Raw genomic sequence first — 25,663 nt, forward strand, 5'->3', positions numbered from 1 at the left:
GGTCGCCAGTGAGGTGGCGACCGACATCAGGCGCGGCCGGCGTTTCCCTGTTGGGCAAGGAAAAGACTGCCTGGTTGGTGTCTGGTGCTGCTGGGGACCAGACACCAACCGGGAAGTTCAGGCAAGCTCGAGCGCCGGCCGGGAGGGGACCTCGCCGTACGTCGTGGTGCGCTGGCGGGCCGGGCGGCCGGCCGCGGTCGCCATCGCGGTGAGCTCGGCGATCGACTTGCGGGAGCCGTGCTTGGACCCGGCCATCCGGCTGATCGTCTCCTCCATCAGCGTGCCGCCGATGTCGTTGACGCCGCCGTTCAGCACTGCGACGCAGCCGTCAACGCCGAGTTTCACCCACGAGCACTGGATGTTGTCGATCCGCCCGTGCAGCATGATCCGCGCCATCGCGTGCACCGCGCGGTTCTCGTCGTACGTCGGGCCCGGCCGCGCGACCCCGGCCAGGTAGATCGGCGAGTTCTGGTGGATGAACGGCAGCAGCACGAACTCGGTGAAGCCGCCGGTCCGGTCCTGCACGGCGGCGATCGTGCGCAGGTGCTGGACCCAGTGGTGCGGCGCGTCGACGTGGCCGTACATCATCGTCGAGCTCGACGGCAGCCCGACCTTGTGCGCGGTGCTGATCACCTCGATCCAGGTTGCCGTGGGCAACTTCCCCTTGGTGAGGATCCAGCGGACGTCGTCGTCGAGGATCTCGGCCGCGGTGCCGGGGATGCTGTCCAGCCCGGCCTCCTTCACCGAGATCAGGAAGTCCTCGATCGACAGTCCGGTCCGGACCGATCCGTTGACGATCTCCATCGGCGAGTAGGCGTGCACGTGCATCTCGGGCACCCGGTCCTTGACCGCGCGGACCAGGTCGGCGTACGCCGTCCCCGGCAGGTCGGGGTGGATGCCGCCCTGCATGCAGACCTCGGTGGCGCCGATCACCCAGGCTTCCTCTGCGCGCTGGCCGACCTCGTCCATGGACAGTGAGTACGCGTCGGCGTCGGTCCGCCGCTGGGCGAACGCGCAGAACCGGCAACCGGTGTAGCAGACGTTGGTGAAGTTGATGTTCCGGTTGACGACGTAGGTGACGTCGTCACCGACCGTCGCCTTCCGCAAGTCGTCCGCCAGCGAAGCCAGCGCGTCCAGGGCCGGACCCGTTGCCGTCATCAACGTCAGCGCCTGGGCATCGGACAGGCCGGCGGGATCATGCTCGGCGGCGGCGAGAGCGGCCTTGACCTCGGCATCGATCCGAGTCGGTGCGGCGGCGGCCGCCTCGGCCGCGCGGCGAGCGGCGACGTCCTCACGCAGCACATCCCAATCGCCGTACGCCGCGTCGAAGTCGGAGCGAGTCTCGGTACGACGCCCCTCGGTGTCGATCGCCGTGTGGAGATCAGTCCGCCCAACGCTGTCCCAGCCGCCATCAGGCTCCTGCCACGGCAAGCCGACCGGAAGAGCCGACTCGTTCGCCAGACCAGTCGCCGGATCGACCAACGCCTCGACGTGCGAGATCAACCGCGGGTCGAGCCACGGCTCACGCAAGTACTCCGGATGCGCGGTCAGCCGCTCTCGCAGAACGAACCCGGCGTCCGCGCTCACCTTCGCGAGGTCGTCGATCTGCGGCCACGGACGCTCCGGGTTCACGTGGTCGGGCGTCAGCGGCGACACCCCGCCGAAGTCGTCGATCCCCGCGTCGAGCAGCGCACGGCACTCGCTCAGGTCGACCAGGTTCGGCGGCGCCTGGACGCGTACCCGCGGGCCGAGCACGATCCGGGTGACCGCGATCGCGGCCAGCCACTCCTCCAGCGGTACGTCGTCGTCGTTCCGCATCGCCGTGTCCGGCTTCACCCGGAACCCCTGGATGATGACTTCCTGGATCCCGTTGTACTGCCGGGCGATCTTGCGCAGCGCGAAGATCGAATCGGCCCGCTCGGTGAGGTTCTCGCCGATGCCGATCAGCAGCCCGGTCGTGAAGGGGACGTTCGACCGGCCGGCGTCCTCCAGCACCCGCAGCCGAATCGCCGGGTCCTTGTCGGGGGAGCCGTAGTGCGGCTGGCCCTTCTCCTCGAACAGCCGGCGCGAGGTGGTCTCCAGCATCATGCCCATGCTCGGCGCAACCGGCTTCAGCCGCTGCAGGTCCTGCCACTTCATGACGCCGGGGTTCAGGTGCGGCAGGAGCCCGGTCTCCTCGAGCACCCGGATCGACATCGCCCGCACGTAGTCGAGCGTGCTGTCGTACCCGGCCTCCTCGAGCCACTTGCGGGCCGCGTCCCAGCGCTCCTCGGGCGCGTCGCCGAGGGTGAAGAGCGCCTCCTTGCAGCCGAGCGCCGCACCTTGGCGCGCGATCTCCAGCACTTCGTCCGGCGAGAGGTACGGCGAGTGCACGCGGCCCGGCGTCGTCGCGAACGTGCAGTAGTGGCACCGGTCCCGGCACAACCGGGTCAGCGGGATGAACACCTTCTTCGAGTAGGTGACGATCCCGGCCCGGCCGGCGTCCGCCAGGCCCTGGTCGCGGACCCGCGCCGCGGTCGCCATCAAGGCGGTCAGCGCGTCGCCGGTGGCGGCGAGCAGGACCTCTGCCTCGGCCGGGTCGAGTGTCTTGCCGTCGTCGGCACGCTTGAGTGCTCGGCGCATCGCCGTACTGATGTCGTTGGCCACGAAATCCGAGCCTAAGCGCCGGAAACCGGGCGTTCCCGCGATTCCGGGGACCAAAAACAATCCGTACAGCTGTCCTGATAGTTTGCTGTTCGTGCAGGTCAGGCGGGGTGTCGACGGGCGCCGGAGGCGGGGTGAGCAGCGGCGGAGCGAGCTGCTGCGGGCGACGCTGGCGGTGGTCGAGCGCGACGGAGTCGCAGGTGTGAGCCATCGCGCGGTGGCCGCGGAGGCGGATGTGTCGGTCGCGTCGATCACGTACCACTTCCCGACGCTCGACGACCTGCTGGTCGCCGCGCTGACCTGGGCGGCGGAGGATCTCGCGGCCGAGCTGCACGGGTGGGGCAGCGAGCTCGGTGCCCGGCCGGCGGACGAGCTGGCGCGGGTGATCGAGCACAGCCTGGACCGCCGCCGCGGGCGGACGCTCGCGGTCTACGAGCTCTATCTGTACGCCGCCCGCCGGCCGGACCTCCGCGAGATCGCCGGAGCCTGGCTCGAACCGCTTACCGAGATTGCCCGCGCCTTCACCGCCGACCCCCACAAGGCGCGATTGCTGGTGGCAGCGCTGGACGGCTTGCTGATGCAAGCCCTCATCGGTGCCCGTGAGATCGACCGAGCCGACTTCGCGGCCCTGTTGGACGTGCTGAGGTAGCGCCGGCGATACCTCAGGTCGGGTGCTCGAGCCCGGGGCGCACGGAACGCCAGGTAGTTGGCTGGACGCATGCTGAGGTTGTCGGTTGGGGCGGTGCGGGACAGGTGGCAGCTGTTCGCGGGGGCGGTTGTCGCCGTGGCGCTCGGAGTCGGGCTGGTGCAGTCGGGGTTGCAGGTGCTGGCGGCGACGGATCGGCCGGTCCTGCCGCCCGGGTTGTCTGCCTACGAGCGGGCCGGGGTGCGTGAGGGGTACGTCGGAGCGGCCACGTTGATGGGGATGTCGGTGATGCTCGCGGTGTTCCTGACCGTGTTCATCGTCAGCACGACGTTCGGGTTCACGGTGGTGCAGCGGCGGCGTGAGCTCGGGCTGCTGCGGCTCATCGGAGCGCAGCGCGGGTACGTCTGCCTGATGCTGCTGTGCGAGGCCATGCTGCTCGGCCTGCTCGGGACGGCGATCGGCGTGCCCATCGGCCTGATCGGCACCTGGGCGCAGTCCAGGCTGCTGACCGAGCTGGGCATGCTCCCGGACTGGTTCGACGCGCCCTGGGACCAGGGGGCGATGTGGTCCGCGATGATCGTCGGCATGAGTACGGCGCTCGCCGGCGTACTCACCGCCGCCTGGCGCGCCTCGAGGGTCAGCGCCCTCGAAGCGATCACCGACTCACCCAAGGCGATGCGAGTGATGACCGCGTGGCGCTGGTTCTGGGGACTCTCGGCCGCAGCCTGCACGGTGTTGCTGGTGATCGCCGCCCAGGCCGCGCGTGACCTCGTCGCCGGACTGATGATCGGCCTGGTCGTGATGATCAGCGGCTCGATCGCCCTCAGTCAGCTCAGCCCGGTCGTCGTACCGCTGGCCGGTCGTCTCCCCGCCGCAGTCCTCCGCGGCAACCTGATCACCGACATGGCCCGCGCCGGCGTTCTTCATGCAGTACGGCGAAGTGCTGCAACCGCAGCGCCGTTGATCGTGCTCGTCGGTCTCGTCGTCGGCTTGTGGGGAACGTTCGGATCGCTCGCCAAAGCGGTCGGCGTGGAGCAGGAGAGACTGATCACCGCAGATCTCGTGGTCGACCACGCGGTTCCAGCCGGACCGGGGATCGAGGTCGCCTCGCCGCAGACCGCCGTACCGGTTGCGGTCACGCGCGGAAGGCGGACCGTCTACTCCGAGGCGATCGGGATCGATCCGGCCGCATACCTGCAGACGCACAAGCTCCGTCCACGCAAGGGCTCCTTGGACCGCCTCACCGGAAGGACGATTGCGATCGGCCCCGGAATGGCCGCCGAGGGCTACAAGCTCGGCGAGACCCTGACCATTGCTCTCGGCAACAGAAAGCTCTCGGTCAAGGTCGTGGCGACCATGCCTGAGACGCTGGACGTCAGCGAGAACTTCTTCGTCCCGCGCAGCCTGCTGCCCGCCGGCGGCCGCATCGAGACCCTCGTGAAGGTTGCGCCAGGCCACAAGATCCACAACGCGCAGACAGTCAAGGAGTGGGCCGAAGCGAGGGGTGAAGCCCAGCAGCGCAGCAACTCCGGCCTGTTCGCCGCGCTCATGGGCCTCGCCGGGATCTTCACCGCTGTTGCCGTCGTCAACGCCGTCGTGATGTCCACCGCGGATCGGCGTCGGGAGTTCGCCCTCGCCCGGATGGCCGGCCTGACCAGAACTCAGGTCGTCCAGGTTGCACTGGTCGAGTCCACGGCGGTCGTGCTCATCGGCGTACTGCTTGGATCACTCGTTGCCGGTGCAGCGCTGGCCGGCATCGCAGCGGGCCCGTACGGCCTTGCAGCGTTGGCGATTCCGTGGCGCCTGCTGGGTCTGATCTTCGCCGCCGCGATGGTCGTGGTCGGCGCCGCGGCGGCATTGACCGCGCACCGAGCCACCGACCCGCAGCCGATCTCCCTGCTAGCGGGACGCGAGTGACCGGGCGCCTGCGCGAGCCATGCTCTGCACCACGACATGGTGGAACGGCCGGATCAGGTTGTAGTAGAACCGCCCGGCCGTCCGCAGGTACTTGACCAGCGTGACGACCTTGAACTCGCCGACCGGCTGGGCGTTGTCGGTGACGATCGCCAGCCACCCGGTCAGGTGGTTGGCGCACTCTCGACCGTGTCGATCAACCGCGTGGTGAACTGCGCCTCGAAGTGCTCCAAGAGCGCCGACCGAAACCCGGCGGCGCCCTTGAAGTGGTGGTAGGACGACCCCTTGGTGACCCCGAGCTTCCCGGCGCACCTCAGGCGTCGGCGGCGGTGAGGGCTTGGGCTTCGACTGGGGAGTGAGTGGTGGGGGTGCGGAGGTGGGAAAGGGGCTTCCAGCCGGTGGCGAGGGTGGCTACGGCGAGGACTACGGCGAAGGCGCCGACGTAGAAGGGGACTTGGATGTTGATCTCCTCGCCGAGCTTACCCGCCAGCCAGGGGGCGATGGCTCCGCCGGAGAAGCGGACGAAGGAGTACGCCGCCGAGGCCGTGCCGCGTTCGACCGGTGCGGCTGCCATCACGGCCTCGGTGATCAGGGTGTTGTTGATGCCGAGGAACAGGCCCGCGACGATCACGCCGACCGCGAGGACCGCCTTGTGGTGTGCGTAAACACCCATCACTGCAAGGTCCGCAGCGAACAGCAGCAGCGCGGTCATCACCACCGGCAGCGTGCCGAACCACCGCTGCAGCCGCGGCGCCACGAACACCGAGGTGACCGCGAGCCCGATGCCCCAGCCGAAGAAGATCAGCCCGATCTGCCGCGCCGACATCGCCAGCGGGAACGGCGTGAACGCGAGCAACGTGAAGAACCCGAAGTTGTAGAGCAGTGCCGTGATCGCGACCGTCGCCAACGACCGGTGCCGCAACGCCTTCAGTGGCTCGAGGATCGACGTACGGCGTGCTGCCGGTGGTGACGTGGGCAGCAGGAAGGCGGTGGCGGCGAGCGCGATGGTCATCAGTACGGCGACGCCGAAGAACGGACCGCGCCAGGAGATCGTGCCGAGCTCACCGCCGACCAGCGGGCCGGCCGCGATGCCGACGCCGAGCGCGGCCTCGTACAGGATGATCGCCTCGGCGACCGAGCCGCTGGCCGAGTTCACAATTGTGGCCAGTGCGGTCGCGATGAACAGTGCGTTGCCGAGACCCCAGCCGGCCCGGAAGGCGACGATCGCGCCGATCGAGTCGGACAGGCCGGCGAGCGCGCTGAACACGACGATGATGGCCAGGCCGATCAGCAGGGTGCGCTTGGCGCCGATCCGGCTGGAGACCGCGCCGGTGATCAGCATCGCGACACCGATGACCGCCATGTAGCTGGTGAACAGCAGCGACACCTGCGACGGGCTGGCGTGCAGTTGCTCGGCGATCGGCTTCAGGATCGGGTCGACCAGGCCGATGCCCATGAAGGCGATCACACAGGCGAACGCGACCGCCCAGACGGACTTGGGTTGCTTCAGGAACGAGTTGCTCACCGGGATGAGACCTCCAGGGCGAGGATCTTGTGCACGATGGCGACCGAGGCTTCGAGGGTGGCGCGGTCGGTCGCGGGGAGTTGGCGGAGGCGGGCGGCGACGGCCGCGCCGGCTTCCTGGCGGGCGCGCTGTAGTTCGGCGTACCCGGCGTCCGTGAGGCTGATCAGGCTGGCGCGGGAGTCGGCTGGGTCCGGCTCGCGCCGTACCCAGCCTTGGTCCTGCTGGCGCTGCACGAGGTTGGACATCGTCGGCTGGGAACACCGATCGGCCTTCGCCAGCTCACTGATCCGGGTCGGCCCGAGCTCGTCCAGCCGCCCGAGCAACCGCATCGCCGCGTGCGGCAAGGCGCTCACGTCCCGCGCCGCCAACCGCGTCAACCGCGCCGAGGCAACCACCACGTCCACACCCAGCTGCGTCAGCTCAGTCTCACTCACATCCCCCAAATATACATAGCAATACTATGCATCTCTAGCGGCCGCCAGCGTGACCCGAGTCACCGGCGGGGAGCAAATCGCGGCCAGGAAGGCGAACTGGATGGCGGTTGCGACGACGAGGCGGAGGCTGAGGGTGTCGAGGTTCGGCCAGGCGGCGATGGCGAGTGCCAGGGCGATTGCACCCACGGTCGACCAGCGAGCCAGGCCGGTGTTGCGCTTGGCCACGGTGATGGCGGCGGCGATCCAGGCGAGTTGGACGATGGCGAAGCCGGCCTCGTGCAGTACGGCGTGCCAGCTCGGATCGACCCGCCCATCGGGTGCTCCGGCTGGGAAGCCGGCGCCTGGGTCGGTGACGAACACGCCGGCCGCGATCAGGCCGAAGCCGAGGGCGCCGACGAAGCGCGGCAGCCAGCGGCCGTGGTCGCGGAGCCCGATCGCCGCGGCGACGAACAGAGCTCCGGTGATGACGAAGTTTGCGATCTGGATCCAGCCGCCGCTGCCGAGCGCAAGCAGGCTGAGCGGATGCCGGCTGGGGTCGAAGCCGTCCCGGGTGAAGGCCTGCACGGCCCACACGGCCAGGAAGAGCGGTCCGGCCGCGATACCGCACGCGCGAAGTGGGGTGACGTTCATGATCTCGTCCTCTCTGCTGGGGTTTGTCAGCAGAGACGTCGAGGGATCCAGGTCGATCCGGACAGAATTCAGACTTGCCGGGCGATGATTTCCGCGGCTGCGGTCGGACCGTCGACGGCGGCGTACAGCTTCTGGATCCGCTCGGCGGCGGCCAGGTGCGACTTGTCGCCGAGCATCCGGCTAGCGAGGGCGGCCAGGTCGTCGGAGCGGCCGAGGCGGCGGGCTGCGCCGAGGCGCTCGACCAGGACGACGTTGAGGTCCTGCTCGATGTGCAGCGGGATGCCGAGGAGCGGCGTACCGCAGGCCATCGCCGTCTGCACGCTGCCCTGGCCGCCGGTGGTGACCGCGAGATCGACCTGCGGCATCACGAGATGGCTGGGCAGCACGCCCTGGATCATGATCCGGTCGGTGCCGAGGTCGGCGAGGTCGTGGATCGTGCCCGCGACCAGCAGGCGTACGTCGAGCCGGCTGAGCTCGGCGATCGCCGTGCGCACCGCCTCCGGTGGGGTCGAGGTCATCGCGAGGTAGACGACCGGGCCCGGCCGGTCGAGGAACTGCTGCACCTCAGGCGGCATATCAAGCTCGAGATGAGCGAAGAGCGGGCCGGCCGTGCGGAGCTCCGAGCCTGGCCGATAGCCCTTGCCGGGACGCCAGGCGGCTACCTCCTCGGACGAGACGCCGAGCACCTCGGGGATCTCCGGCACCACTGAGAGGTCCCCGAGCAGCAACGCGGCCAGGCTCGGTATCCCTTCGATGCCGAGCGATGCGGCCACCCGGTTGAAGCCGCCGCAGTACGCCGTGGTGCGGTTGGTCGTCCGGTTGACGAGGAACCGCGCGAGCCAGTCGGGGGCGTGCGCCAGGCGTGGGTCCACCGGATGCGTCGGCGCCGGCAGCAGTCGGTGCTCGAAGACCGGCGGGACGAAGCTGCCCGCGTGCTCGGTGATGACGCGTACGCCGGCCAGTCGTGAGGAGAGCAGCGTGGTCACGGTGAAGCCGGTGACGGCGACGGTGATCCCGTGGGCGCGGAAGTAGTCCGCTTCGGCCAGCACGTACGTGCGGATCTCGGCGTCGTCGTACATGCTCTGCCGGGGATCGCCGAGCCCGGCGGCCGAACCGACGAAGGCGGCCGCGCGGGCGTCGGACAGGCCGGGGCCGAGGACGTCGTACTCGATGCCGGCCGCGGCGAGGAGTCGCTCGTGCGGACCGCCGTGGGTGGCGACGCGGACCGGCAGGCCGAGCGCGGTCAGGGCCCGATGGAGCTCGAGCATCCGGGACGTCTCGGACAGGTACGCGCAGTGCGGCAGCAGGCAGATCATCATTGCCCCCTTCGACGATGATAGGTAATATATTGCCTATGTCACCGTTCAACAAGACCCCGGAGCTGTTCGGGATCGGCGCGGGCTCCCAGCTGGCGCCGTCGGTCCAGGCGTTCCGGACGACGCTGATGCTCGCCCAGAAGCTGCGGTACGCGATGGACGAGCGGCTGCGGGCGGACGGGCTCACCACTCAGCAGGCTGCCCTGATCACGGTGGTGACTGCGATGGGGAAGCCGTCGCTGGCCGAGGCGGCCGCCGCACTGGGGAGCACCCACCAGAACGTCGCGCAGATCGTCGCCGCCCTGGTCCGCAAGGATCTGCTGCAGATCGAGCCCGATCCCGCCGACCGGCGCCGCAAGTTGCTGTCCGCAACGAACCATAGCGCGGAGTACTGGCAGGAGCGAGACAGCGGTGACTTCGCCGCGGTGGCCGACTGGTTCGCCGACCTGAGCCCGGCCGAGCTCGAGACCTTCTGTGAGTTGTCCGGCCGGGTGATCGCGAGACTCGACGATGCTTAAGGCGGTGCTGGGCAGTACGGCGTTCTTCTTCGCCGTGCCCTGCGTGGTCGGTGGGCTGATCCCGTGGTGGATCAGCGGCTGGGCCGCGCCCCGGTTCTGGCCCGGGCTGGTGCTGGTGGCCGCCGGCGCGTACGTCGTACTGCGTGCGTTCGTGCGGTTCGTCCGGGAGGGTCGCGGTACGCCGGCGCCCCTCGCGCCCACCGAGGAGCTCGTGGTCGGCGGCGACTACCGCTTCGTCCGCAACCCCATGTACGTCGGCGTCGTCACGGCGATCCTCGGCCAGGCCCTCACCTTCCTCGACCTCTGGATCCTCGGGTACGGCGTTCTCGCGTGGGCCGTGATGGCGTCCTTCGTCCGCTGGTACGAGGAGCCCGTGCTGCTCGCCCGCTACGGCGCTCAGTACGAGGAGTACCGCCGTACCGTCCCGGCGTGGGTGCCACGCCTCAGACACTGACCGGCCGCCCGCCGGCGTCGCGGAACAGGCTGATCGCGAGCGGGCCGCGGTGCAGGATGTGCGGAATGTCGGCCCAGGGCAGCAGCGGCTCGGTGGCCTTGAGATTCCGGAGTCGGTTCAGCGGCAGGACGTCGGTCCCGCGGACGTCGTGGATGGCGGCTCGGTAGAGAAGTGCCGGCATAGAAAAGGCCTCCGAACGCGGGGACCCGCACCGGAGGCTGCCACCTCATTCTACCCGACCGGAGATCGTTGCCGGCAGATTTGTGCGTGGCTGCAAAGTTTCATGATTAATAGTTTGCAGTGAGTGCAAAATTCTACCTAGCCTGGTCGGGTGAGACAGGCAGAGGGTGGGTTGCGGGAGCGGAAGAAGCGCGAGACGCGGGCGGCGCTGGCCGACGCGGCGCTGCGGCTGGCGCTGGAGAAGGGGCCGGAGAACGTCACGGTCGAGGAGATCGCCGAGGCGGCCGACGTGTCGGTGCGGACCTTCTTCAACTACTTCCCGCACAAGGAGCACGCGATCCTCGGGCGCAACCCCGAGCACTTGGAGCGTGCGCTGGAGCTGATGCGGACCGCGCCCGCCGAGGTCTCACCGCTGACCCTGATGTGGCACGTCGTCCGGGAGGTGCTGCAGGACCTGGAGAGCGACGGCGAGTTGTCGCGTCGCGGTGAGCTGATCATGCAGTCGCCGAACCTGGTCTACCAGCTGATGGTGTCCAGCTTCGACGACGAACGCCGGCTCACCGCCGCCCTCGCGGAGCGGATGGGCGAGCCGGCGACCGCCGTACGGCCCGCCCTCGTCGTCAGCGCGGCCGGCGCCGCCTGCCGGGTGGCGATGGAGCTGCACAAACAGACTCCCGACCGGCGCGTCAGCGAGCTGGTCGGCGAAGGCTTCCGACTACTTGCCGAGGGCATCGACCCCGGCTTCGACAGTACCGAGAAAGGTCACTCATGACGACGACCTCGTCGCCTCAACCGGAGGCGCCGGTCGCACTCACGCCACGACAGACCACCCAGGCCATCTCCGGCCTGATGATGGGCATGCTGGTCGCCGTGCTCGCCGGCACCGTCGTGTCCACCGCGCTGCCGCGGATCATCTCCGAGCTGGAGGCCAGTCAGTCCGTCTACACCTGGGTGGTCACCGTCGAGCTGCTCGCGATGACGGCCACCGTGCCGTTGTGGGGCAAGCTCGCCGACCTCTACAACAACAAGCTGCTGGTCCAGCTGTCGCTCGCGTTCTTCGTGATCGGCTCGCTGGTCGCCGGCCTGACTCCGAACGTCGAGTTGCTGCTGGCCAGCCGGGTCGTCCAGGGCATCGGCGCCGGTGGCCTGACCGCGCTCGTGCAGATCGTGATGGCGGCGATCATCCCGCCGCGTGAGCTCGGCCGGTACTCCGGCATCTTCGGCGCGATCTTCGCCTCGGCGACCGTCGGCGGCCCGCTGCTCGGCGGGTTCCTGGTCGACTCGCCGCTCGGCTGGCGGGCCTGCTTCCTGGTCGGCGTCCCGTTCAGCCTGGCCGCGATCATCCTGCTGCAGCGCACCTTGCACCTGCCGACGGTACGGCGGGACGTCAGGATCGACTGGTGGGGCGCACTGCTGATCACCAGTGGCGTGAGCATCGTCCTGGTCTGGTCGACGTTCGCCGGGAACAAGTTCGACTGGGTGTCCGGCTGGAGCCTGGTGCTGGTCGGCATCGCCGTGGTCGCGCTCGCGATCGCCGGCGTGGTCGAGGCGCGGCACCCGGAGCCGATCATCCCGTTGGACCTGTTCCGCAACCGCACAGTCACCCTGTCCGTGGTCGCCAGCATGCTGGTCGGCCTGGCGATGTTCGGTGGCTCGGTGTTCCTGTCGCAGTACTTCCAGATCGCCCAGGGACACTCGCCGACGTCGGCCGGCCTGATGAGCCTGCCGATGATCTTCGGCATGCTGATCTCGTCCACGATCGCCGGTGGACTGATCACGAAGTACGGCAAGTGGAAGATCTACCTGGTCATCGGCGGCGTGCTGTTGCCGGTCGGGCTGGCGCTGCTGGGCACGATCGACGCGCACACCGGGACGTTCCGGATGTCGGTGTTCATGGCCGTCCTCGGTGTCGGCGTCGGCCTGGTGATGCAGAACCTGGTGCTCGCCGCGCAGAACGACGTACCGGCGCGTGAGCTCGGTGCGGCGACGTCGGTGGTGAGCTTCTTCCGCAGCATGGGCGGCACGATCGGCGTCAGCGCGCTGGGCGCGGTGCTGGCGAACAGGGTCGCGACGTCGCTCGGGATGGACGGTTCGCAGGGCGGCGGCGCCGTACCGGACATCAACACGCTGCCGGAGGAGGTGAAGGTGGCGGTGCAGGAGGCGTACGGGAACGCGACCGCGGACCTGTTCATGATCTCGGTCCCGATCGCCGTCCTGGCGCTGGTCGCCATCCTCTTCATCAAGGAGAAAGCCCTCCTGACCACCTCAGCCACCGAACGCCGCGCCGCCGAGGAGGAGGAGGCTGGCAAGCCAGCGCCCCACTGACAACGTCCTTCACACGCTGGCGGCGCCCAGGCACGCACCTCGCTGCGTTGGAGGAGGATCCACGATGAACCCCGCATCGAGGACGCTCCTCCGCCTTGCGATGCACGCACCTGGACACCGCCATCGTGCAAACGACGTCGCCAGTGGGACGCTAGACGCATGATCGTTGCATTCAGCATCAGCCCTTCCGGTGGTGACGAGACCGGGGGCGTGAGCCAGGCGGTGGCCGAGGCCGTCCGCGTGGTGCGCGCCTCCGGGTTGCCGAACGAGACCAACGCGATGTTCACCAACATCGAGGGGGAGTGGGACGAGGTGATGGCCGTGGTCAAGCAGGCCGTCGACGCGGTGGCGGCCGTCTCCCCGCGGGTCGGCCTCGTGCTGAAGGCCGACATCCGGCCCGGGTTCACCGGGCAGCTGACGGCAAAGGTCGAGCGGATCGAGCAGGAGCTGTCCGACTAGTTCTGTGCTGACCGTAGGTCGGCCAGGCGTCGTCGGGCTTCCGGAGTGGCGGGTCGCCAGTCGGCTGGGAACAGGCGGGAGCGCTCGACGGCCGTGGCGGTCGGCACTTCGGCGAGGAGCTCCCAGAGCAGGCTCCAGCGTTCGTGCCGGGCCAAACCTGCACTGAGCTCGAGGAACTGCTCACCGCGCAGCAGGTCGGCGAACTCCGCGGGGTCCTCCACCATCCGGCGAAGGAACTCGAAGAGACCGCCGTCGATCGCCGCACTCCGCATGCGGGCTCGCCCATCGCTGTCGGCCGCCGCATAGGCAGCAGCCGCCGCCGCGCCGTACGGATCGGCGCGGCGGTACCTGTCGTACTCGCCCGTCAGCAGCCAGAACACGGTCCGCCGCGCCGGCTCGGACGGCGTCAGCTCGTGCTCCCGGCAGAAGTCGGCGAGCCGTGGCACGTGGTCCGCGAGCTCGTACACCTCGTCGACGAGGGTCTGGTCGCCGGCGGCCAGGATCTTGCGCTGGGCGATCCGGGCGACCGGATGATCGCCCAGGGCGGCGGCCACGACCACGACCCGGCGCATCTCCGCGGTCAGCTCGTCCTCGGCCGGGTGCAGCACGAGCAGCGTGAGGTCGGCGACTACTCGCTGCTCCGATTCCTGCTCGTGGCCGGGGTCGTCCCGGTACAGGTGCGCCCGCAGCGCCGGGCCGCCGTTGGCGTCGATGAGCTCCCGGCACACGGTGTCGAAGGGCTCGGTCGGCGACTGGAAGCGACGCCTCCACCAGCGCAACAGGCGGCCGGCACGAGTCTCTCGTCCGATCGTCTCCGCCACACGCCTCACCGCCCCCCGAACTTGCGTACTCAACAAGTATGGTTCAGCGCGCGGGGTTCAGTGCAGCGACTGTTGTGTCGTAACGGTTCTCGCGTTCGGCGTCGCGGAGGAAACGGACCCGGTCGACCAGGATCTCGTCGGCGTCCGGCTGGTCCTGGAGCAGCTTGACCGACTCGTCGACGAACTCGTCGAGCGGCATCCACTCCGGGTCCGGTACGCCGTTCAGCAGGCCGGTCTGAACCGCCGGCGGCACCAGCTCGATCACCTGGACACCGGTGTCGGCCAGCTGGATCCGCAGGCTCTGCGTGTAGCTGTGGACGGCGGCCTTGGTCGCGCTGTACGTCGGGGTGTCCACCAGCGGGACGAACGCCAGGCCGGAGCTCACCGTCATGATCACCGCATCCGGCTTGGTCAGCAGGTACGGCGTGAACGCGGTGAGCGTGCGGATCGTGCCGAGCAGGTTGATGTCGATCACCTGCTCGGACGTGGTCAGGTGCGCCGGGTCGCGGAGGTCCTCCTCGACCATGATCCCGGCCATCGTGACGACCACGTTGAGTTCGGGGTGCTCAGTGGTGACCGTCGCGAAGGCGGCCTTGATCGAGTCCGGGTCGGCGACGTCGAGGGTGATGCCCGCGATCCCGTCCTCGGCCGCGATCCGGTCCAGCAGGTCCTTGCGGCGGCCGCTGATGATCACGGTGTTGCCGAGGTCGCGGAACCGCCGGGCCAGCTCGAGGCCGATCCCGGACGTGCCGCCGGTCATGAAGATCGTGTTGCCAGTCGTTTTCATGGCTCCAGCCTTCGCGAGGCCGGCGACGGTAACCAGGCTGCCGTTAACCACGGATCGGCAAGCCCTGGATAACGCCGATCCGTCCGACAGACTGGAGGACATGGAGTACGGCGACCTGTCAGATTTCCTGCGCAAACGACGCGAGGCCCTGCAGCCCGAGGACGTCGGGATGCCGCGCGGCCGGCGTCGCCGTACGCCTGGTCTCCGGCGGGAGGAGGTCGCGGCGCTGGCGTCGATGTCGGCCGACTACTACAGCCGGCTCGAAGGCGGCCGGGGACCGCAGCCGTCGGTCGACATGCTGGGGGCGATCGCCCGCGCGTTGCGGCTGACGACGGAGGAGCGCGACCACCTGTTCGTGCTCGCCGGCCACGGGACGCCGCCGCGGACGACCCGGGCCTGTCACGTCGACCCAGGGATGCTGCGGATCCTCGACCGGCTGCAGGACACGCCCGCGCTGCTTCTCAACCGGTGCGGCGACACCCTCGCGCAGACCCCGGCGCACGTCGCGTTCGCCGGTGAGCAGACCAACCACGAGGGCCTCGAGCGGAGCGAGGCCTACCGCTGGTTCACCGATCCGGCGTCCCGGACGCTGTACCTGGAGCAGGAGGTCGCGACGCACAGCCGGATGCTGGTCTCGATGCTCCGCTCGGTCGCCACCGCGGACGGCCCGAAGTCGTACGCCGCCACCCTCGTCAAGACCCTGCAGAAGCTCAGCCCCGAGTTCGCCGAGATCTGGGACCGGCACGAGGTCGGCGTCGCGCACAGCCGGACGAAGCACTTCAACCACCCGGTCGTCGGCGAGCTCGAGCTGTACTGCGAGGTCATCGACAACCGGGATCAGCAGCAGACGCTCGTGGTCTTCACGGCGACGCCCGGCAGCGAGAGCGCGGAGAAGCTGCAACTACTGTCCGTGCTGGGCAGTCAGACACTCGATCCGGCGCGCTGAACCGCCGTACGGCGACTCAGGTAGAACGCGAAGAGCGCGGTCGGGAAGAACATCACGATGCCGTAGACGGCCACCGGGATGGACATCTCGCTGTTGCCGAGCAGCGTCGGGCTCAGCGCGATCGTGAGCGCCAGCGTGGCGTTGTGGATGCCGATCTCCATCGAGCAGGCGATCGACTGTCGCTCACCAAGGTTGGCCAGCCGCGGTACGGCGTACCCGACAGCGAGACTGATGACGTTCAGCAGGACGGCGACCACGCCCACGGCGGCGATGTAGTCGAGGAAGTTGTCGCGCTCGCTGTAGATGGCGGCGAAGATCACCAGCACCAGCACGACGATCGAGCCGATCTTCACCGGCCGCGCCATCCGGTCGGCGAACGCGGGCAGCTTGTTGCGGATCAGCATGCCGAGCGCGACCGGGACCAGCACGATCGCGAACACCTGCAGCATCTTCGCCGGTTGCAGGCCGATCTCTCCGTCGCCGAGGAAGTGGTCGAGAGACAGGTTGACCACGATCGGCAGGGTGACCACGGCGAGCACCGAGTTCACTGCGGTCAGGGTGACGTTGAGGGCGACGTCGCCGCCGGCCAGGTGGCTGAACAGGTTGGCCGTCGTGCCGCCGGGGGAGGCGGCCAGCAGCATCATCCCGACGGCCAGGGCCGGCGCCAGGTCGAACAGCTTGACCAGGCCGAAGCAGATCAGCGGCACCAGGATCACCTGGACGCCGAGTGCCACCAGGACTGCCCGCGGCATCCGTAGTACCCGGCTGAAATCCCCGGCGGTCAGGGTCAGGCCGAGGCCGAGCATGATGATCACCAGGGCGATCGGCAGCAGCACCGAGGTGAGCACGGATTCGTCCATCGGCAGGCCCCCTTCCAAGGTCGGTGGCTCAGAGTGACAGCGGGACGGCCGGACGGCAAGAGTTCCGGGACCGGCGGACCCTTTACCGGCTTTTCGTCATGAGTTAATTTAAGTTCTGAAATCTCATTGCGTAATCACTCCATGACTGAGGGGATCCGGCCATGGCCGCTCGGAAACTGCTGCCTGCCCTGCTCGCGCTGCTGCTCTGCCTGGTCTCCGGCAGTACGGCGGCCGCGCAGCCGGCCGCCACCTTCAACGTGCTCGCGTTCTACAGCGGCACCTGGGATCCCGCGCACATCGACTTCGTGAAGGAGGCGAACCAGCGGTTCCCGCAGTTCGGGGCGCAGAACGGGTTCACCTACACGGCGACGAGCAACTGGGACCAGCTGAACAACCTGAGCGCCGCGCAGTACCAGGTGGTGATGTTCCTGGACGACTCGCCGCACACCGACGCGCAGCGGACCGGGTTCCAGCGGTACATGAACAACGGTGGCGCGTTCTTCGGCTTCCACGTGACCGCGTACAACGACGCGAGCGGCGGCTGGGCGTGGTTCAACAACACCTTCCTCGGCACCGGGCGGTTCAAGTCGAACACCTGGGGACCGACCGCGGTCACGCTGAAGGCGGAGAACCGGTCGCACCCTGCGCTGGTGAACACCGGCGCGACGTTCCGGTCGTCGGTGAGCGAGTGGTACAGCTGGCAGAACGACCTGCGGAACAACGCCGACATCCAGATCCTGGCCTCGATCGACCCGTCCAGCTTCCCGGTCGGCACCGACCCGAACCAGACCTGGTACAGCGGCTACTACCCGATCGTCTGGACCAACAAGAACTACAAGATGATCTACGCCAACTTCGGCCACAACGCGATGAACTACGAGACCAACACCCGGCTCTCGTCGACCTTCGACGGCCCGGCGCAGAACCAGTTCCAGCCGACGTCCGACGGATTCACCCGGGTCAACAACCGCAACGACGCCACCAAGTCGATCGACGTCACCAACGTCTCGTCCGCCGACAATGCCGGCCTGCAGTTGTGGACGTACGGCGGTGGCGCAAACCAGCAGTGGAAAGCCGTGTCGGCGGGCGATGGCTATTTCCATTTCGTCAGCCGCCTGAGCAACAAATGCCTGACCGTCCCGAACGGCTCCACCGCCGACAGCACCCAGTTGGTCCAACTCACCTGCAGCGGAAATTCTGCTCAGTCTTTCCGGCTGACCGGGATGTGAATCTGGGCTAGGTTCCCGGCATGAGAATCCTGCGTGTGGCCGCTGTTGCGGCAGGAGGTCTGCTGTTGATGTCCCAGCTCGTCCCCGCCGCCCAGGCGGGCGGGCAGCCGTCGTACCAGTGGGAGCTGACGCCGACCGGGAGTACGGCGCAGTTCCGCGGGCTGGCTGCGGTGAGCAAGGACGTCGCCTGGGTCGGCGGGTCGGGCGGGCAGGTGCTGCGGACCGTCGACGGTGGGAAGAGCTGGCAGAACGTCAGCCCGCCCGGGGCCGAGACGGTGCAGTTCCGCGATGTCGAGGCGTTCGACGCGAAGCGCGCCGTCGTGCTGTCGATCGGGAACGGGACGGACTCGCGCGTCTACCGGACCGAGGACGGCGGGAAGTCGTGGACCGAGACGTTCCGCAACCCCGACCCGAACGCGTTCTACGACTGCCTCGACTTCTGGGACAACAAGCGTGGGCTGGCGTTGAGCGACCCGGTCGACGGGAAGTTCCGGATCCTGGCGACTGCGGACGGCGGCAAGTCGTGGCAGGTGCAGTCGACGGCCGGGATGCCGGCCGCGCTGCCCGGTGAGTTCGCGTTCGCGGCCAGCGGGACCTGCCTGGTCGCCGGGCCCGGGCGGACGGCGTGGTTCGCGACCGGCGGCGGGGACCGGCCGCGGGTGTTCCGGACCGTTGACGGAGGCAAGCACTGGACGGTCGCCGACTCGCCGATGGCCAGTGGCGAGGCGGCGGGCATCTTCAGCCTCGCCTTCCGCAACGGGCTGTTCGGCGTCGCCGTCGGCGGTGACTTCCTCAAGCCGACCGAGGCGGTGCGGGCCGCATCGGTGACGTACGACGGCGGCCGCAGCTGGAAGCTGGTCCCGGCCGAGCAGGCGCCGAAGGGGTACCGGAGTGGGTCCGCGTTCGTGCCGAACACGCCCGCTACCGTCATCGCCGTGGGTCCGTCGGGCAGCGACGTCAGCTACGACGGCGGACGCAGCTGGAAGCAGTTCTACGACGGCAGCTTCGACAGCGTCGAGTGCGCCGGCCACGGGAGCAAGGCGGGGTGCTGGGCGTCCGGGGCCAAGGGCGCGGTCGCACGGCTGACGCGCTGATGTTCAGGTCGGCGACACCCGTACGTCGTGCGGGGGTCGCCGACCACCCGACAGGATGAGGGCATGCGCAAACTGGTGCTGGGGACTATTGCGGGACTGTTGATGCTCCTACCGACTACGGCCGCCGCCGAGGCGGGGACGACCGACCGGCCCGGTCGCCCGCTGACCGTGGCGACCTACAACATCCACCACGGCGCCGGGATCGACGGCGTCCTGGACCTCGAGCGGATCGCCGTACTGCTGGAGAAGACCGGCGCGGACGTGATCGGGCTGCAGGAGGTGGACCGGCACTGGAGCGAGCGGAGCAACTGGGTCGACCAGCCGGCCTGGTTCGCCCAGCGGCTGAAGATGCACTACGGGTACGCCGCCAACCTCGACCTGCCGCCGTTGAACCCGGGCGAGCCGCGCCGTCAGTACGGTACGGCGATCCTGTCGAAGTACCCGATCAAGGACTTCACCAACACGCTGCTGCCGATGTACCCGGGCCAGGAGCAGCGCGGTCTGGCGGTCGCGACGGTCAAGGTGCGCGGCGCCGAGTTGCGGTTCGCGAACACGCACCTGACGCACAACAACAACGCCGAGCGGCTGGAGCAGGCCCAGAAGGTGGTCGAGGTCCTGGGCGCCTCGAAGCAGCCGACGATGCTGGTCGGCGACCTGAACGCCCGGCCGGACACGCCGGAGATCAAGACGCTGACGGCGCTGCTGAACGACACCTGGCCGGCCGTCGGGACCGGGCCTGGGTACACCTCGCCGGCCGAGAACCCGACCGCCCGGATCGACTACCTGCTGCACAGCACGCAGCTCCGGCCGACGAAGGCGTCGGTCCCGGTCTCGCCGGCGTCCGACCACCTCCCGGTCGTCGCCTCCTACACCCTTCGCTGACCGCTCCGACCACCGAACGGCGCCCTCCGGCTGATGCCGGACGGGCGCCGTTGCATTGCTCCGGGTGACCGTCAGCGCGGAATTACAAGCTTGTAGTTTGTCAAGTCGACACGCAGGTGAAACAAAGTTATTTGTGTGAAAGGTGTTCCCAATGGGGCTGCAGGCAACTAGTGTCACGTATGAGGTCCAGGAGGACCAAAAGTTCACGAACCCTGGGGAAGGGGTTCGTGACCGGCGGAAGGAACGACCCCGATGCGGACGCCCCCAGGGGCCACGTCCGGCGGGCGGGTCGCGAGCACTGGGAAGACCGGCAGAGCGCTGCTCTCCGGGGTGCTCGCGGTCTGTCTGGCCGGCTCGATGGCCGTGATTCCGGTCCAGGCCGAGGCCAAGCCGAAGCCGCCGGTCATTCCGTCCAAGGCCGCCGTCGAGCGGGCCAAGCAGGCCGCCACCGCGAAGGCCGTCCAGGTGCAGGCGATCGAGAACCAGTTGGCCGCCGCGAGCGCCCGGCTCGAGCAGCTCGGGGTCGCGTCCGGGATCGCCGACGAGGCCTACAACGGCGCCGTCTACCGGTTGCAGCAGGCGAAGGCCGAGGCCACCCAGGCGGCGGCCCGGGCGGCCAAGGCGCAGAAGACGCTGACGACCCAGCGGGAACAGATCGGCCGGTTCGCCGCGGCGTCGTACCAGGGTGGTGGTGACGTGGCGAAGCTCGCGCCGCTGTTCACCGCGGAGGGTCCGCAGCAGCTGCTCGACTCGGCCGGCGCGGCCCGCTCGGTGTCAGCCGCGATGCAGGGTTCTTACCTGCGCTTCACCGCGACCCAGGTGATGGCGAACCTGTTCAAGGTGCAGGCCGACGAGGCCGTCAAGAAGGTGAAGAAGGCCACCGACGAGGCGGCGAAGGCGAAGGCCGCGGCGGAGGCGGCCGAGCAGGCGCAGGCGTCCGCGGTCACCGCGATGGGCGTCCAGCGCAAGCAGGCGATCACGCAGCTCGCCGTGCTGCAGAACACGTCGGTCCAGGTGGCCGCCCAGCGGCAGCGGGGACTCGAGGAGCTTGCGCGCCAGCGAGCCGCCGCCCTCGCCGCGAAGAAGGCCGCCGAGTTGCAGCGCCGGATCGCCGCCCGGGAGGCCGCCGAGCGGGCCCGGGAAGCGGCGGCCGAGCGGGCCCGGGAGGAGCGCGAGCGGGCTCAGGAGGAGCGCGAGCGGCGCGAGCAGCAGCGGGAGAACCCGGGCACGAAGCCGCCGAAGAAGAAGCAGCCCGACCGGCCGCGCGAGGACGACCGCCCGACCCGGAAGGGGGCGAGCGCCGCGATCGAGTTCGCGCTGGACCAGATCGGCGACATGTACCTGTGGGGCGGCACCGGGCCGTCGCGCTGGGACTGCTCCGGCCTGACCCAGGGCGCCTGGGCGGAGGCCGGGGTGTACCTGCCGCACTACAGCGTCGCGCAGTACGAGCAGGTCCGGCACATCGACGAGGACGAGCTGCGGCCGGGCGACCTGATCTTCTGGTCGACCGACCCCGACGACCCCGGCACGATCCACCACGTCGCGCTGTACCTCGGCAACGGCCGGATGGTGCACGCGCCGCGGTCCGGCAAGCCGGTGCAGATCGACAGCGTGTACTACTGGGAACCGCCGGACTTCTTCGGCCGCCCGTGATGAAACCTCTGCGCAGCAAGGCGAAACTCGCCTCCGCGATGTCCCGGGTCCGGCGCCGCCGGCCGGTCGCCGCGGAGGCGGGTCAGCCGCCGTCGAGTGCCGCGGGCAACGAAGCCCCGGGCGCGCCGGAGCCGGCCGCGCGGCCGGCGACCACGACGTACTCGCTGATCGGCTGGTGAGATCGGCCGAGCTCAGTGGCCTTCGGTCTTCAGGCGCTCGAAGGAGGCGCTGATCTCGGCCTCGGCGTCGGCCCGGCCGACCCAGGTCGCGCCCTCGACCGACTTGCCCGGCTCCAGGTCCTTGTAGACCTCGAAGAAGTGCTGGATCTCCAGCCGGTCGAACTCCGGCAGGTGGTGGATGTCGCGCAGGTGCTCCTGGCGCGGGTCGCCGGCCGGGACGCAGACGACCTTGTCGTCCGGGCCCTTCTCGTCGGTCATCCGGAACATCCCGATCGCGCGGGCCCGGATCAGGCAGCCCGGGAAGGTCGGCTCGGACAGCAGCACGAGCGCGTCCAGCGGGTCGCCGTCCTGCCCGAGGGTCTCCTCGATGAATCCGTAGTCGGAGGGGTACTGAGTGGCCGTGAAGAGGGTCCGGTCCAGGCGGAGCCGGTTGGTCTTGTGGTCCAGCTCGTACTTGTTGCGGGTGCCCTTGGGGATCTCGATGAAGACGTCGAACTCCATACGGCAGATACTGTCACGGTTCCGACCGACGAATTGACAGGAGCAGCCCGGTGGTCCGTCCTCCTCGTGCGGCGTTCGTCACGCTGCTCGCCACAGCGCTCAGCGTGAGCCTGGCGGGCGGAGCAGGCGCCGTACCCGGATCTCTCCCGACCGCGCAGGTCCAGGCGCCGGCCGTGCTGGCCCCGGCGAAGGCGGAGGGGGTCGCGCCGACCGCAGCCGGCGTGCAGAAGGCGCTGGCGGCGATCCTCGCCGACCCGGCGCTGGGCAAGCACCGGGGCATCTACGTGTACGACGCCTCGCGCGGCAAGCCGGTGTTCTCGGTCGGGTCCGCCACGCCGTACGTGCCGGCCTCCACGCTGAAGCTGCTGACGACGGTGTCGGCGCTGGACACGCTCGGAGCCGGCCACAGGTTCGCCACCAAGGTGGTCAGCGCTGCGAAGGGCTCGATCGTCCTGGTGGGTGGCGGCGACCCGCTGCTGACCATCAAGCGCCAGACCGACCCCACTGACTACCCGACGCGGGCGTCCCTGCAGACCCTGGCAGCCAGTACGGCGAAGGAGCTCAAGGCACAGGGCATCACAAGCGTCACGCTCGGGTACGACGCCTCGCTGTTTACCGGACCCCCGGTCAACGCGAAGTGGCAGCCGAACTACATCACCGAAGGCATCGCGGCCCCCACGTCGGCGCTCTGGGTGAACGAGGGCCGGCTGAGCCCAGGTATGGCGAAGCGGGCCGCGTCTCCGTCACAGGCCGCGGCCACCGCCTTCGCTGCTCAGCTCAAGGCGGCCGGGATCATGGTGACCGGGGCTGTGAGGCGTGCTGTCGCACCGACGACCGCTACGTCGCTTGCGCAGGTCGCGTCGCCAACGGTCGGGGAGATCGTCGAGTACGTGAACCTGCACAGCGACAACGACGGCGCCGAGGTCCTGCTCCGGCATGTCGGCCTGGCGACCAAGAACGGCGGCTCGTACGCCGGTGGGGTCCTGGGCGTGAAGGCGACGCTGACCAAGCTCGGCCTGAACGTCAGCAAGGCCACCATCGAGGACGGCAGCGGGCTGTCGCGTACGAACCACGTCCCGCTGGACGTGCTGGCCGGTGCGGTCCGGGTGGCCGCGTCCGAGGACCACCCGGAGCTGCGGCACCTCCTGACCGGACTGCCGGTCGCTGGGTTCACCGGCAGCCTCGAGGACCGGTTCGGCGTGGTCGGCACTGGTACGGGCACCGGACTGGTCCGGGCGAAGACCGGAACGCTCACCGGAGTCCACAGCCTGGCCGGGATGGTCCGTGACCGCACCGGCACGCTGCTGGTGTTCGCGGTGGCGTCCGACAGCGTGCCGGTTCCCAAGACGCTGGCTGCCCGGGCAGCCCTCGACAGAGCAGCCGCCGCCCTGGCCAATTGCGGCTGCGCGGTCTGATCGGCGGGCGCATGTTGGGACATACGACTAGGGTCGACACATGAACGAGCGGAGCGAGTTCATCATCGAGCGCAGTGTGCCTTGTGCCTCATCCGCGCCCGGAGCGAAGCGAGGACGTGGATGAGTACGGCGGAAGGCCCGGCTGCGGCGGAGATGGTCGACTGGCAGTTGGCGACGGGAGTAGCGCGCAAGCTGCTCCGGCCCGGCCCGGCGGTCAGCCGCGCCGAGGCGGATCAGGTGGTCGCCGAGCTGCGCCAGTTCGCAGCCGACTCGGAGCACCACGTGCGGGAGTTCACCGGGCTGCAGGCCACCTCGGCCACCGCGCCCGTGGTGATCGTGGACCGGCCCGGCTGGGTGCAGGCGAACGCGGACGGCTTCCGCACCGTGCTGCAGCCGCTGGCGGACAAGCTGCGCGAGAAGGCCGAACGGACCGGTGGGCTGTCGTCGGCAGTCGGCTCGCGGGTGACGGCGATCGAGGCCGGCGCGCTGCTCGCGTTCCTGTCCTCCCGGGTGCTGGGTCAGTTCGACCCGTTCTACCCGGCCCAGCCCGATCCGGACCGGCCCGGGCTCACCGGCCGGCTGCTGCTGGTCGCGCCCAACGTCATGCATGTCGAGTCCGAGCTGGGCGTCGTACCGCGGGACTTCCGGCTGTGGGTGTGCCTGCACGAGGAGACCCACCGGGTGCAGTTCACCGCGGTGCCGTGGCTGCGGGACCACCTGCGGTCCGAGATCGCGCTGTTCCTCGACCAGGCCGAGCTGGACCCGTCGGCGTACGCGGCGATGTTCCGGGAGGCCGTGCAGCGGCTTGGCCGGTCGGTGCGCGGTGAGGCCGAGCTGAGTCTGGTCGACCTGATGCAGTCGCCCGAGCAGCGGGCCGTCCTGGACCGGCTGACCGCGGTCATGTCGCTGCTCGAAGGGCACGCCGACTTCGTGATGGACGGGGTCGGGCCCTCGGTCATCCCGACCGTGGACACCATCCGGTCCAAGTTCACGTCCCGCCGGCAGAGCGGCAACCCGGTGGACCAGCTGCTGAAGCGGCTGCTCGGACTGGACGCCAAGCTGCGGCAGTACAAGGACGGCGCGGCGTTCGTCCGCCGAGTGGTCGACCAGGTCGGCATGGAAGGCTTCAACCGGGTCTGGACCGGGCCGAACACCCTGCCCACCAAGCACGAGATCGCGAATCCCGATGCCTGGGTCGCAAGACTCCACCGCTGAGCCGCCGAGCCGGTCGGCGGCCGAGGAGCTCGTCGAGCACCGGAGGGGGAAGCTGCACCCCGCCGTAGCCCGGACTCGGGAGGCAGTGCGGGCCACGCTGGCCGAGCTGCCCCAGGGCACCACCGTCCTGGTGGCCTGCTCCGGCGGCACTGACTCACTGGCCTTGGCGGCAGCTACTGCGTTCGAGGCTTCGAAGCTCAAGCTGCGCGCAGGGGCCGTCATCGTCGACCACGGGCTGCAGGCGGACTCCGCCCACACAGCGGAGGTCGCGGCCGACCAGTGCCGGTCGCTGGGCCTCGATCCGGTCCAGGTGCGACCTGTGGAGGTCGGCACCGAGGGTGGCCCCGAGGGAGCCGCCCGGACGGCCCGGTACGACGCTCTGCGCGACGCGGCCGACGAGTTCGCGGCGGACGTCGTACTGCTGGCTCACACTCGGGACGACCAGGCCGAGACTGTATTGCTAGGGCTTGCCCGAGGCTCGGGTGCGCGGTCGCTCGCTGGGATGGCCCCGATCGCCGGTCTGCTGCGCCGGCCCTTTCTGGAGCTGCCGCGGGCGACCACTGCGGCAGCCTGCATCGCGTCCGGGCTGCGGCCGTGGCACGACCCGCACAACGAGGACCCGCTGTTCACGCGGGTACGGGTGCGCCACGAGGTGCTCCCGGTGCTGGAGGAGGCGCTCGGACCCGGCGTGATCGAGGCACTGGCCCGTACGGCGGGACTGCTCCGGGCCGACGCGGATGCGCTCGACATGCTCGCGGCTGACGCTGCGGAGACGTCGCTACGTCGTACTGACAATGAGGTGCACTGCGATGTCGGCGCGCTGACTGCCGAGCCGGACGCCGTGCGGACCAGAGTGCTGCGGCAGGCCGCGCTGGAAGCCGGGTGCCGGGCGACGGACCTCACCGCCGGGCACATCGCGGCCATCGACGCGTTGGTCACCGGCTGGCGCGGGCAGCGCTGGATCGACCTGCCGCAGGGCGTCCGGGCGGCGAGACGGGGCGGATTCATCGTCCTGGGCCCGGATGTGACAGGCTGAT

The 25,663-nt window shown here is 69.4% G+C and carries 27 protein-coding genes; 16 read left to right on the forward strand and 11 right to left on the reverse strand.

Annotation, left to right across the window (positions count from 1 at the left end; genetic code table 11):
- Window positions 1-117: 117 nt before the first annotated feature.
- Window positions 118-2,622 carry a bifunctional FO biosynthesis protein CofGH gene (locus tag ACIBGM_RS11585; RefSeq protein ID WP_396385395.1) on the reverse strand — a complete coding sequence of 835 codons (2,505 nt, stop codon included), beginning with the start codon at window positions 2,620-2,622 and terminating at the stop codon, window positions 118-120.
- Window positions 2,623-2,737: 115 nt separating this feature from the next.
- Here ACIBGM_RS11585 and ACIBGM_RS11590 point away from each other — a divergent pair, with 115 nt between their 5' ends.
- Window positions 2,738-3,292, forward strand: a complete 555-nt coding sequence (locus ACIBGM_RS11590; RefSeq protein ID WP_396385335.1) for a TetR/AcrR family transcriptional regulator — start codon at window positions 2,738-2,740, stop codon at window positions 3,290-3,292.
- 69 nt (window positions 3,293-3,361) lie between these two features.
- A complete protein-coding gene (locus ACIBGM_RS11595; protein WP_396385336.1) occupies window positions 3,362-5,206 on the forward strand; it encodes an FtsX-like permease family protein in 1,845 nt (614 codons plus the stop codon).
- Here the strand turns inward: ACIBGM_RS11595 and ACIBGM_RS11600 are convergent.
- From ACIBGM_RS11600 to ACIBGM_RS11620, 5 genes are all read right to left on the reverse strand, one after another.
- Complete coding sequence (locus ACIBGM_RS11600; protein ID WP_396385337.1) at window positions 5,189-5,515, reverse strand: DUF2867 domain-containing protein; 327 nt, start codon at window positions 5,513-5,515, stop codon at window positions 5,189-5,191. The genes ACIBGM_RS11595 and ACIBGM_RS11600 overlap by 18 nt on opposite strands.
- Window position 5,516: 1 nt before the next feature.
- The gene (locus ACIBGM_RS11605) at window positions 5,517-6,728 is read right to left on the reverse strand and encodes an MFS transporter (RefSeq protein ID WP_396385338.1); all 1,212 of its coding nucleotides are present in this window, start codon (window positions 6,726-6,728) and stop codon (window positions 5,517-5,519) included.
- Window positions 6,725-7,162 (reverse strand): MarR family transcriptional regulator, encoded by a 438-nt coding sequence (locus tag ACIBGM_RS11610; RefSeq protein WP_360517764.1) that lies wholly within the window; start codon window positions 7,160-7,162, stop codon window positions 6,725-6,727. The genes ACIBGM_RS11605 and ACIBGM_RS11610 overlap by 4 nt, the downstream gene beginning before the upstream one ends.
- 24 nt (window positions 7,163-7,186) lie before the next feature.
- Window positions 7,187-7,792: a DUF998 domain-containing protein gene (locus ACIBGM_RS11615; RefSeq protein ID WP_396385339.1), complete on the reverse strand. Its 606-nt coding sequence runs from the start codon at window positions 7,790-7,792 to the stop codon at window positions 7,187-7,189.
- 68 nt (window positions 7,793-7,860) lie between these two features.
- Window positions 7,861-9,108, reverse strand: coding sequence for a hypothetical protein (locus tag ACIBGM_RS11620; RefSeq protein WP_396385340.1), 1,248 nt, complete (start codon window positions 9,106-9,108; stop codon window positions 7,861-7,863).
- Window positions 9,109-9,146: 38 nt separating this feature from the next.
- Here ACIBGM_RS11620 and ACIBGM_RS11625 point away from each other — a divergent pair, with 38 nt between their 5' ends.
- Together ACIBGM_RS11625 and ACIBGM_RS11630 are read left to right on the forward strand one after the other, a co-directional pair.
- Window positions 9,147-9,626: a MarR family winged helix-turn-helix transcriptional regulator gene (locus ACIBGM_RS11625; RefSeq protein WP_396385341.1), complete on the forward strand. Its 480-nt coding sequence runs from the start codon at window positions 9,147-9,149 to the stop codon at window positions 9,624-9,626.
- Complete coding sequence (locus tag ACIBGM_RS11630) at window positions 9,619-10,080, forward strand: isoprenylcysteine carboxylmethyltransferase family protein (protein ID WP_360517752.1); 462 nt, start codon at window positions 9,619-9,621, stop codon at window positions 10,078-10,080. Before ACIBGM_RS11625 ends, ACIBGM_RS11630 begins: the two co-directional genes overlap by 8 nt.
- Here ACIBGM_RS11630 and ACIBGM_RS11635 read toward each other — a convergent pair.
- Window positions 10,070-10,261 (reverse strand): hypothetical protein, encoded by a 192-nt coding sequence (locus ACIBGM_RS11635; RefSeq protein ID WP_360517749.1) that lies wholly within the window; start codon window positions 10,259-10,261, stop codon window positions 10,070-10,072. The two genes, ACIBGM_RS11630 and ACIBGM_RS11635, sit on opposite strands and share 11 nt — an antisense overlap.
- Window positions 10,262-10,411: 150 nt before the next feature.
- Here ACIBGM_RS11635 and ACIBGM_RS11640 point away from each other — a divergent pair, with 150 nt between their 5' ends.
- The 3 genes from ACIBGM_RS11640 to ACIBGM_RS11650 all read left to right on the forward strand — a co-directional run bounded on the left by ACIBGM_RS11640 (window position 10,412) and on the right by ACIBGM_RS11650 (window position 13,044).
- Window positions 10,412-11,032 carry a TetR family transcriptional regulator gene (locus ACIBGM_RS11640; protein ID WP_396385343.1) on the forward strand — a complete coding sequence of 207 codons (621 nt, stop codon included), beginning with the start codon at window positions 10,412-10,414 and terminating at the stop codon, window positions 11,030-11,032.
- Complete coding sequence (locus ACIBGM_RS11645) at window positions 11,029-12,585, forward strand: MDR family MFS transporter (protein WP_396385345.1); 1,557 nt, start codon at window positions 11,029-11,031, stop codon at window positions 12,583-12,585. Before ACIBGM_RS11640 ends, ACIBGM_RS11645 begins: the two co-directional genes overlap by 4 nt.
- Before the next feature lie 159 nt (window positions 12,586-12,744).
- Window positions 12,745-13,044: a thiamine-binding protein gene (locus ACIBGM_RS11650; protein WP_360517740.1), complete on the forward strand. Its 300-nt coding sequence runs from the start codon at window positions 12,745-12,747 to the stop codon at window positions 13,042-13,044.
- Here ACIBGM_RS11650 and ACIBGM_RS11655 read toward each other — a convergent pair.
- Together ACIBGM_RS11655 and ACIBGM_RS11660 are read right to left on the reverse strand one after the other, a co-directional pair.
- Window positions 13,041-13,865 (reverse strand): hypothetical protein, encoded by an 825-nt coding sequence (locus tag ACIBGM_RS11655; protein ID WP_360517737.1) that lies wholly within the window; start codon window positions 13,863-13,865, stop codon window positions 13,041-13,043. The two genes, ACIBGM_RS11650 and ACIBGM_RS11655, sit on opposite strands and share 4 nt — an antisense overlap.
- 43 nt (window positions 13,866-13,908) lie before the next feature.
- The gene (locus ACIBGM_RS11660; RefSeq protein WP_360517734.1) at window positions 13,909-14,652 is read right to left on the reverse strand and encodes an SDR family NAD(P)-dependent oxidoreductase; all 744 of its coding nucleotides are present in this window, start codon (window positions 14,650-14,652) and stop codon (window positions 13,909-13,911) included.
- A gap of 100 nt (window positions 14,653-14,752) precedes the next feature.
- Between ACIBGM_RS11660 and ACIBGM_RS11665 the strand changes: the two genes are divergently transcribed.
- Window positions 14,753-15,598: a helix-turn-helix transcriptional regulator gene (locus ACIBGM_RS11665; protein WP_396385347.1), complete on the forward strand. Its 846-nt coding sequence runs from the start codon at window positions 14,753-14,755 to the stop codon at window positions 15,596-15,598.
- Here ACIBGM_RS11665 and ACIBGM_RS11670 read toward each other — a convergent pair.
- The gene (locus tag ACIBGM_RS11670; protein WP_396385348.1) at window positions 15,574-16,458 is read right to left on the reverse strand and encodes a bile acid:sodium symporter family protein; all 885 of its coding nucleotides are present in this window, start codon (window positions 16,456-16,458) and stop codon (window positions 15,574-15,576) included. The genes ACIBGM_RS11665 and ACIBGM_RS11670 overlap by 25 nt on opposite strands.
- Before the next feature lie 161 nt (window positions 16,459-16,619).
- On the opposite strand from ACIBGM_RS11670, the gene ACIBGM_RS11675 reads away from it, so the two are divergent.
- The 5 genes from ACIBGM_RS11675 to ACIBGM_RS11695 all read left to right on the forward strand — a co-directional run bounded on the left by ACIBGM_RS11675 (window position 16,620) and on the right by ACIBGM_RS11695 (window position 21,495).
- The gene (locus tag ACIBGM_RS11675; protein ID WP_396385350.1) at window positions 16,620-17,687 is read left to right on the forward strand and encodes a ThuA domain-containing protein; all 1,068 of its coding nucleotides are present in this window, start codon (window positions 16,620-16,622) and stop codon (window positions 17,685-17,687) included.
- 20 nt (window positions 17,688-17,707) lie between these two features.
- On the forward strand, window positions 17,708-18,781 hold the full coding sequence (locus ACIBGM_RS11680; protein WP_360517722.1) for an oxidoreductase: 1,074 nt from the start codon (window positions 17,708-17,710) through the stop codon (window positions 18,779-18,781).
- 63 nt (window positions 18,782-18,844) lie between these two features.
- Window positions 18,845-19,663, forward strand: a complete 819-nt coding sequence (locus ACIBGM_RS11685; RefSeq protein ID WP_360517719.1) for an endonuclease/exonuclease/phosphatase family protein — start codon at window positions 18,845-18,847, stop codon at window positions 19,661-19,663.
- Between the two features lie 252 nt (window positions 19,664-19,915).
- Window positions 19,916-21,316 (forward strand): C40 family peptidase, encoded by a 1,401-nt coding sequence (locus ACIBGM_RS11690; RefSeq protein ID WP_360517716.1) that lies wholly within the window; start codon window positions 19,916-19,918, stop codon window positions 21,314-21,316.
- Complete coding sequence (locus ACIBGM_RS11695; protein WP_396385353.1) at window positions 21,316-21,495, forward strand: hypothetical protein; 180 nt, start codon at window positions 21,316-21,318, stop codon at window positions 21,493-21,495. Before ACIBGM_RS11690 ends, ACIBGM_RS11695 begins: the two co-directional genes overlap by 1 nt.
- A gap of 12 nt (window positions 21,496-21,507) precedes the next feature.
- On the opposite strand, the gene ACIBGM_RS11700 is transcribed toward ACIBGM_RS11695, so the two are convergent.
- Window positions 21,508-21,996 carry an inorganic diphosphatase gene (locus tag ACIBGM_RS11700; RefSeq protein ID WP_360517710.1) on the reverse strand — a complete coding sequence of 163 codons (489 nt, stop codon included), beginning with the start codon at window positions 21,994-21,996 and terminating at the stop codon, window positions 21,508-21,510.
- Between the two features lie 50 nt (window positions 21,997-22,046).
- Here ACIBGM_RS11700 and dacB point away from each other — a divergent pair, with 50 nt between their 5' ends.
- The 3 genes from dacB to tilS all read left to right on the forward strand — a co-directional run bounded on the left by dacB (window position 22,047) and on the right by tilS (window position 25,662).
- Window positions 22,047-23,411, forward strand: a complete 1,365-nt coding sequence (gene dacB, locus ACIBGM_RS11705; RefSeq protein ID WP_360517707.1) for a D-alanyl-D-alanine carboxypeptidase/D-alanyl-D-alanine-endopeptidase — start codon at window positions 22,047-22,049, stop codon at window positions 23,409-23,411.
- Between the two features lie 120 nt (window positions 23,412-23,531).
- Entirely contained in the window at window positions 23,532-24,626 is a 1,095-nt protein-coding gene (locus tag ACIBGM_RS11710) for a zinc-dependent metalloprotease (RefSeq protein ID WP_396385355.1), read from the forward strand.
- Window positions 24,598-25,662, forward strand: a complete 1,065-nt coding sequence (tilS, locus tag ACIBGM_RS11715; protein WP_396385356.1) for a tRNA lysidine(34) synthetase TilS — start codon at window positions 24,598-24,600, stop codon at window positions 25,660-25,662. The genes ACIBGM_RS11710 and tilS overlap by 29 nt, the downstream gene beginning before the upstream one ends.
- The last annotated feature ends 1 nt before the right edge of the window (window position 25,663 follow it).

Origin of the sequence: Kribbella sp. NPDC050470 (genome assembly GCF_044458365.1) — a bacterium.
GTDB lineage: Bacteria > Actinomycetota > Actinomycetes > Propionibacteriales > Kribbellaceae > Kribbella.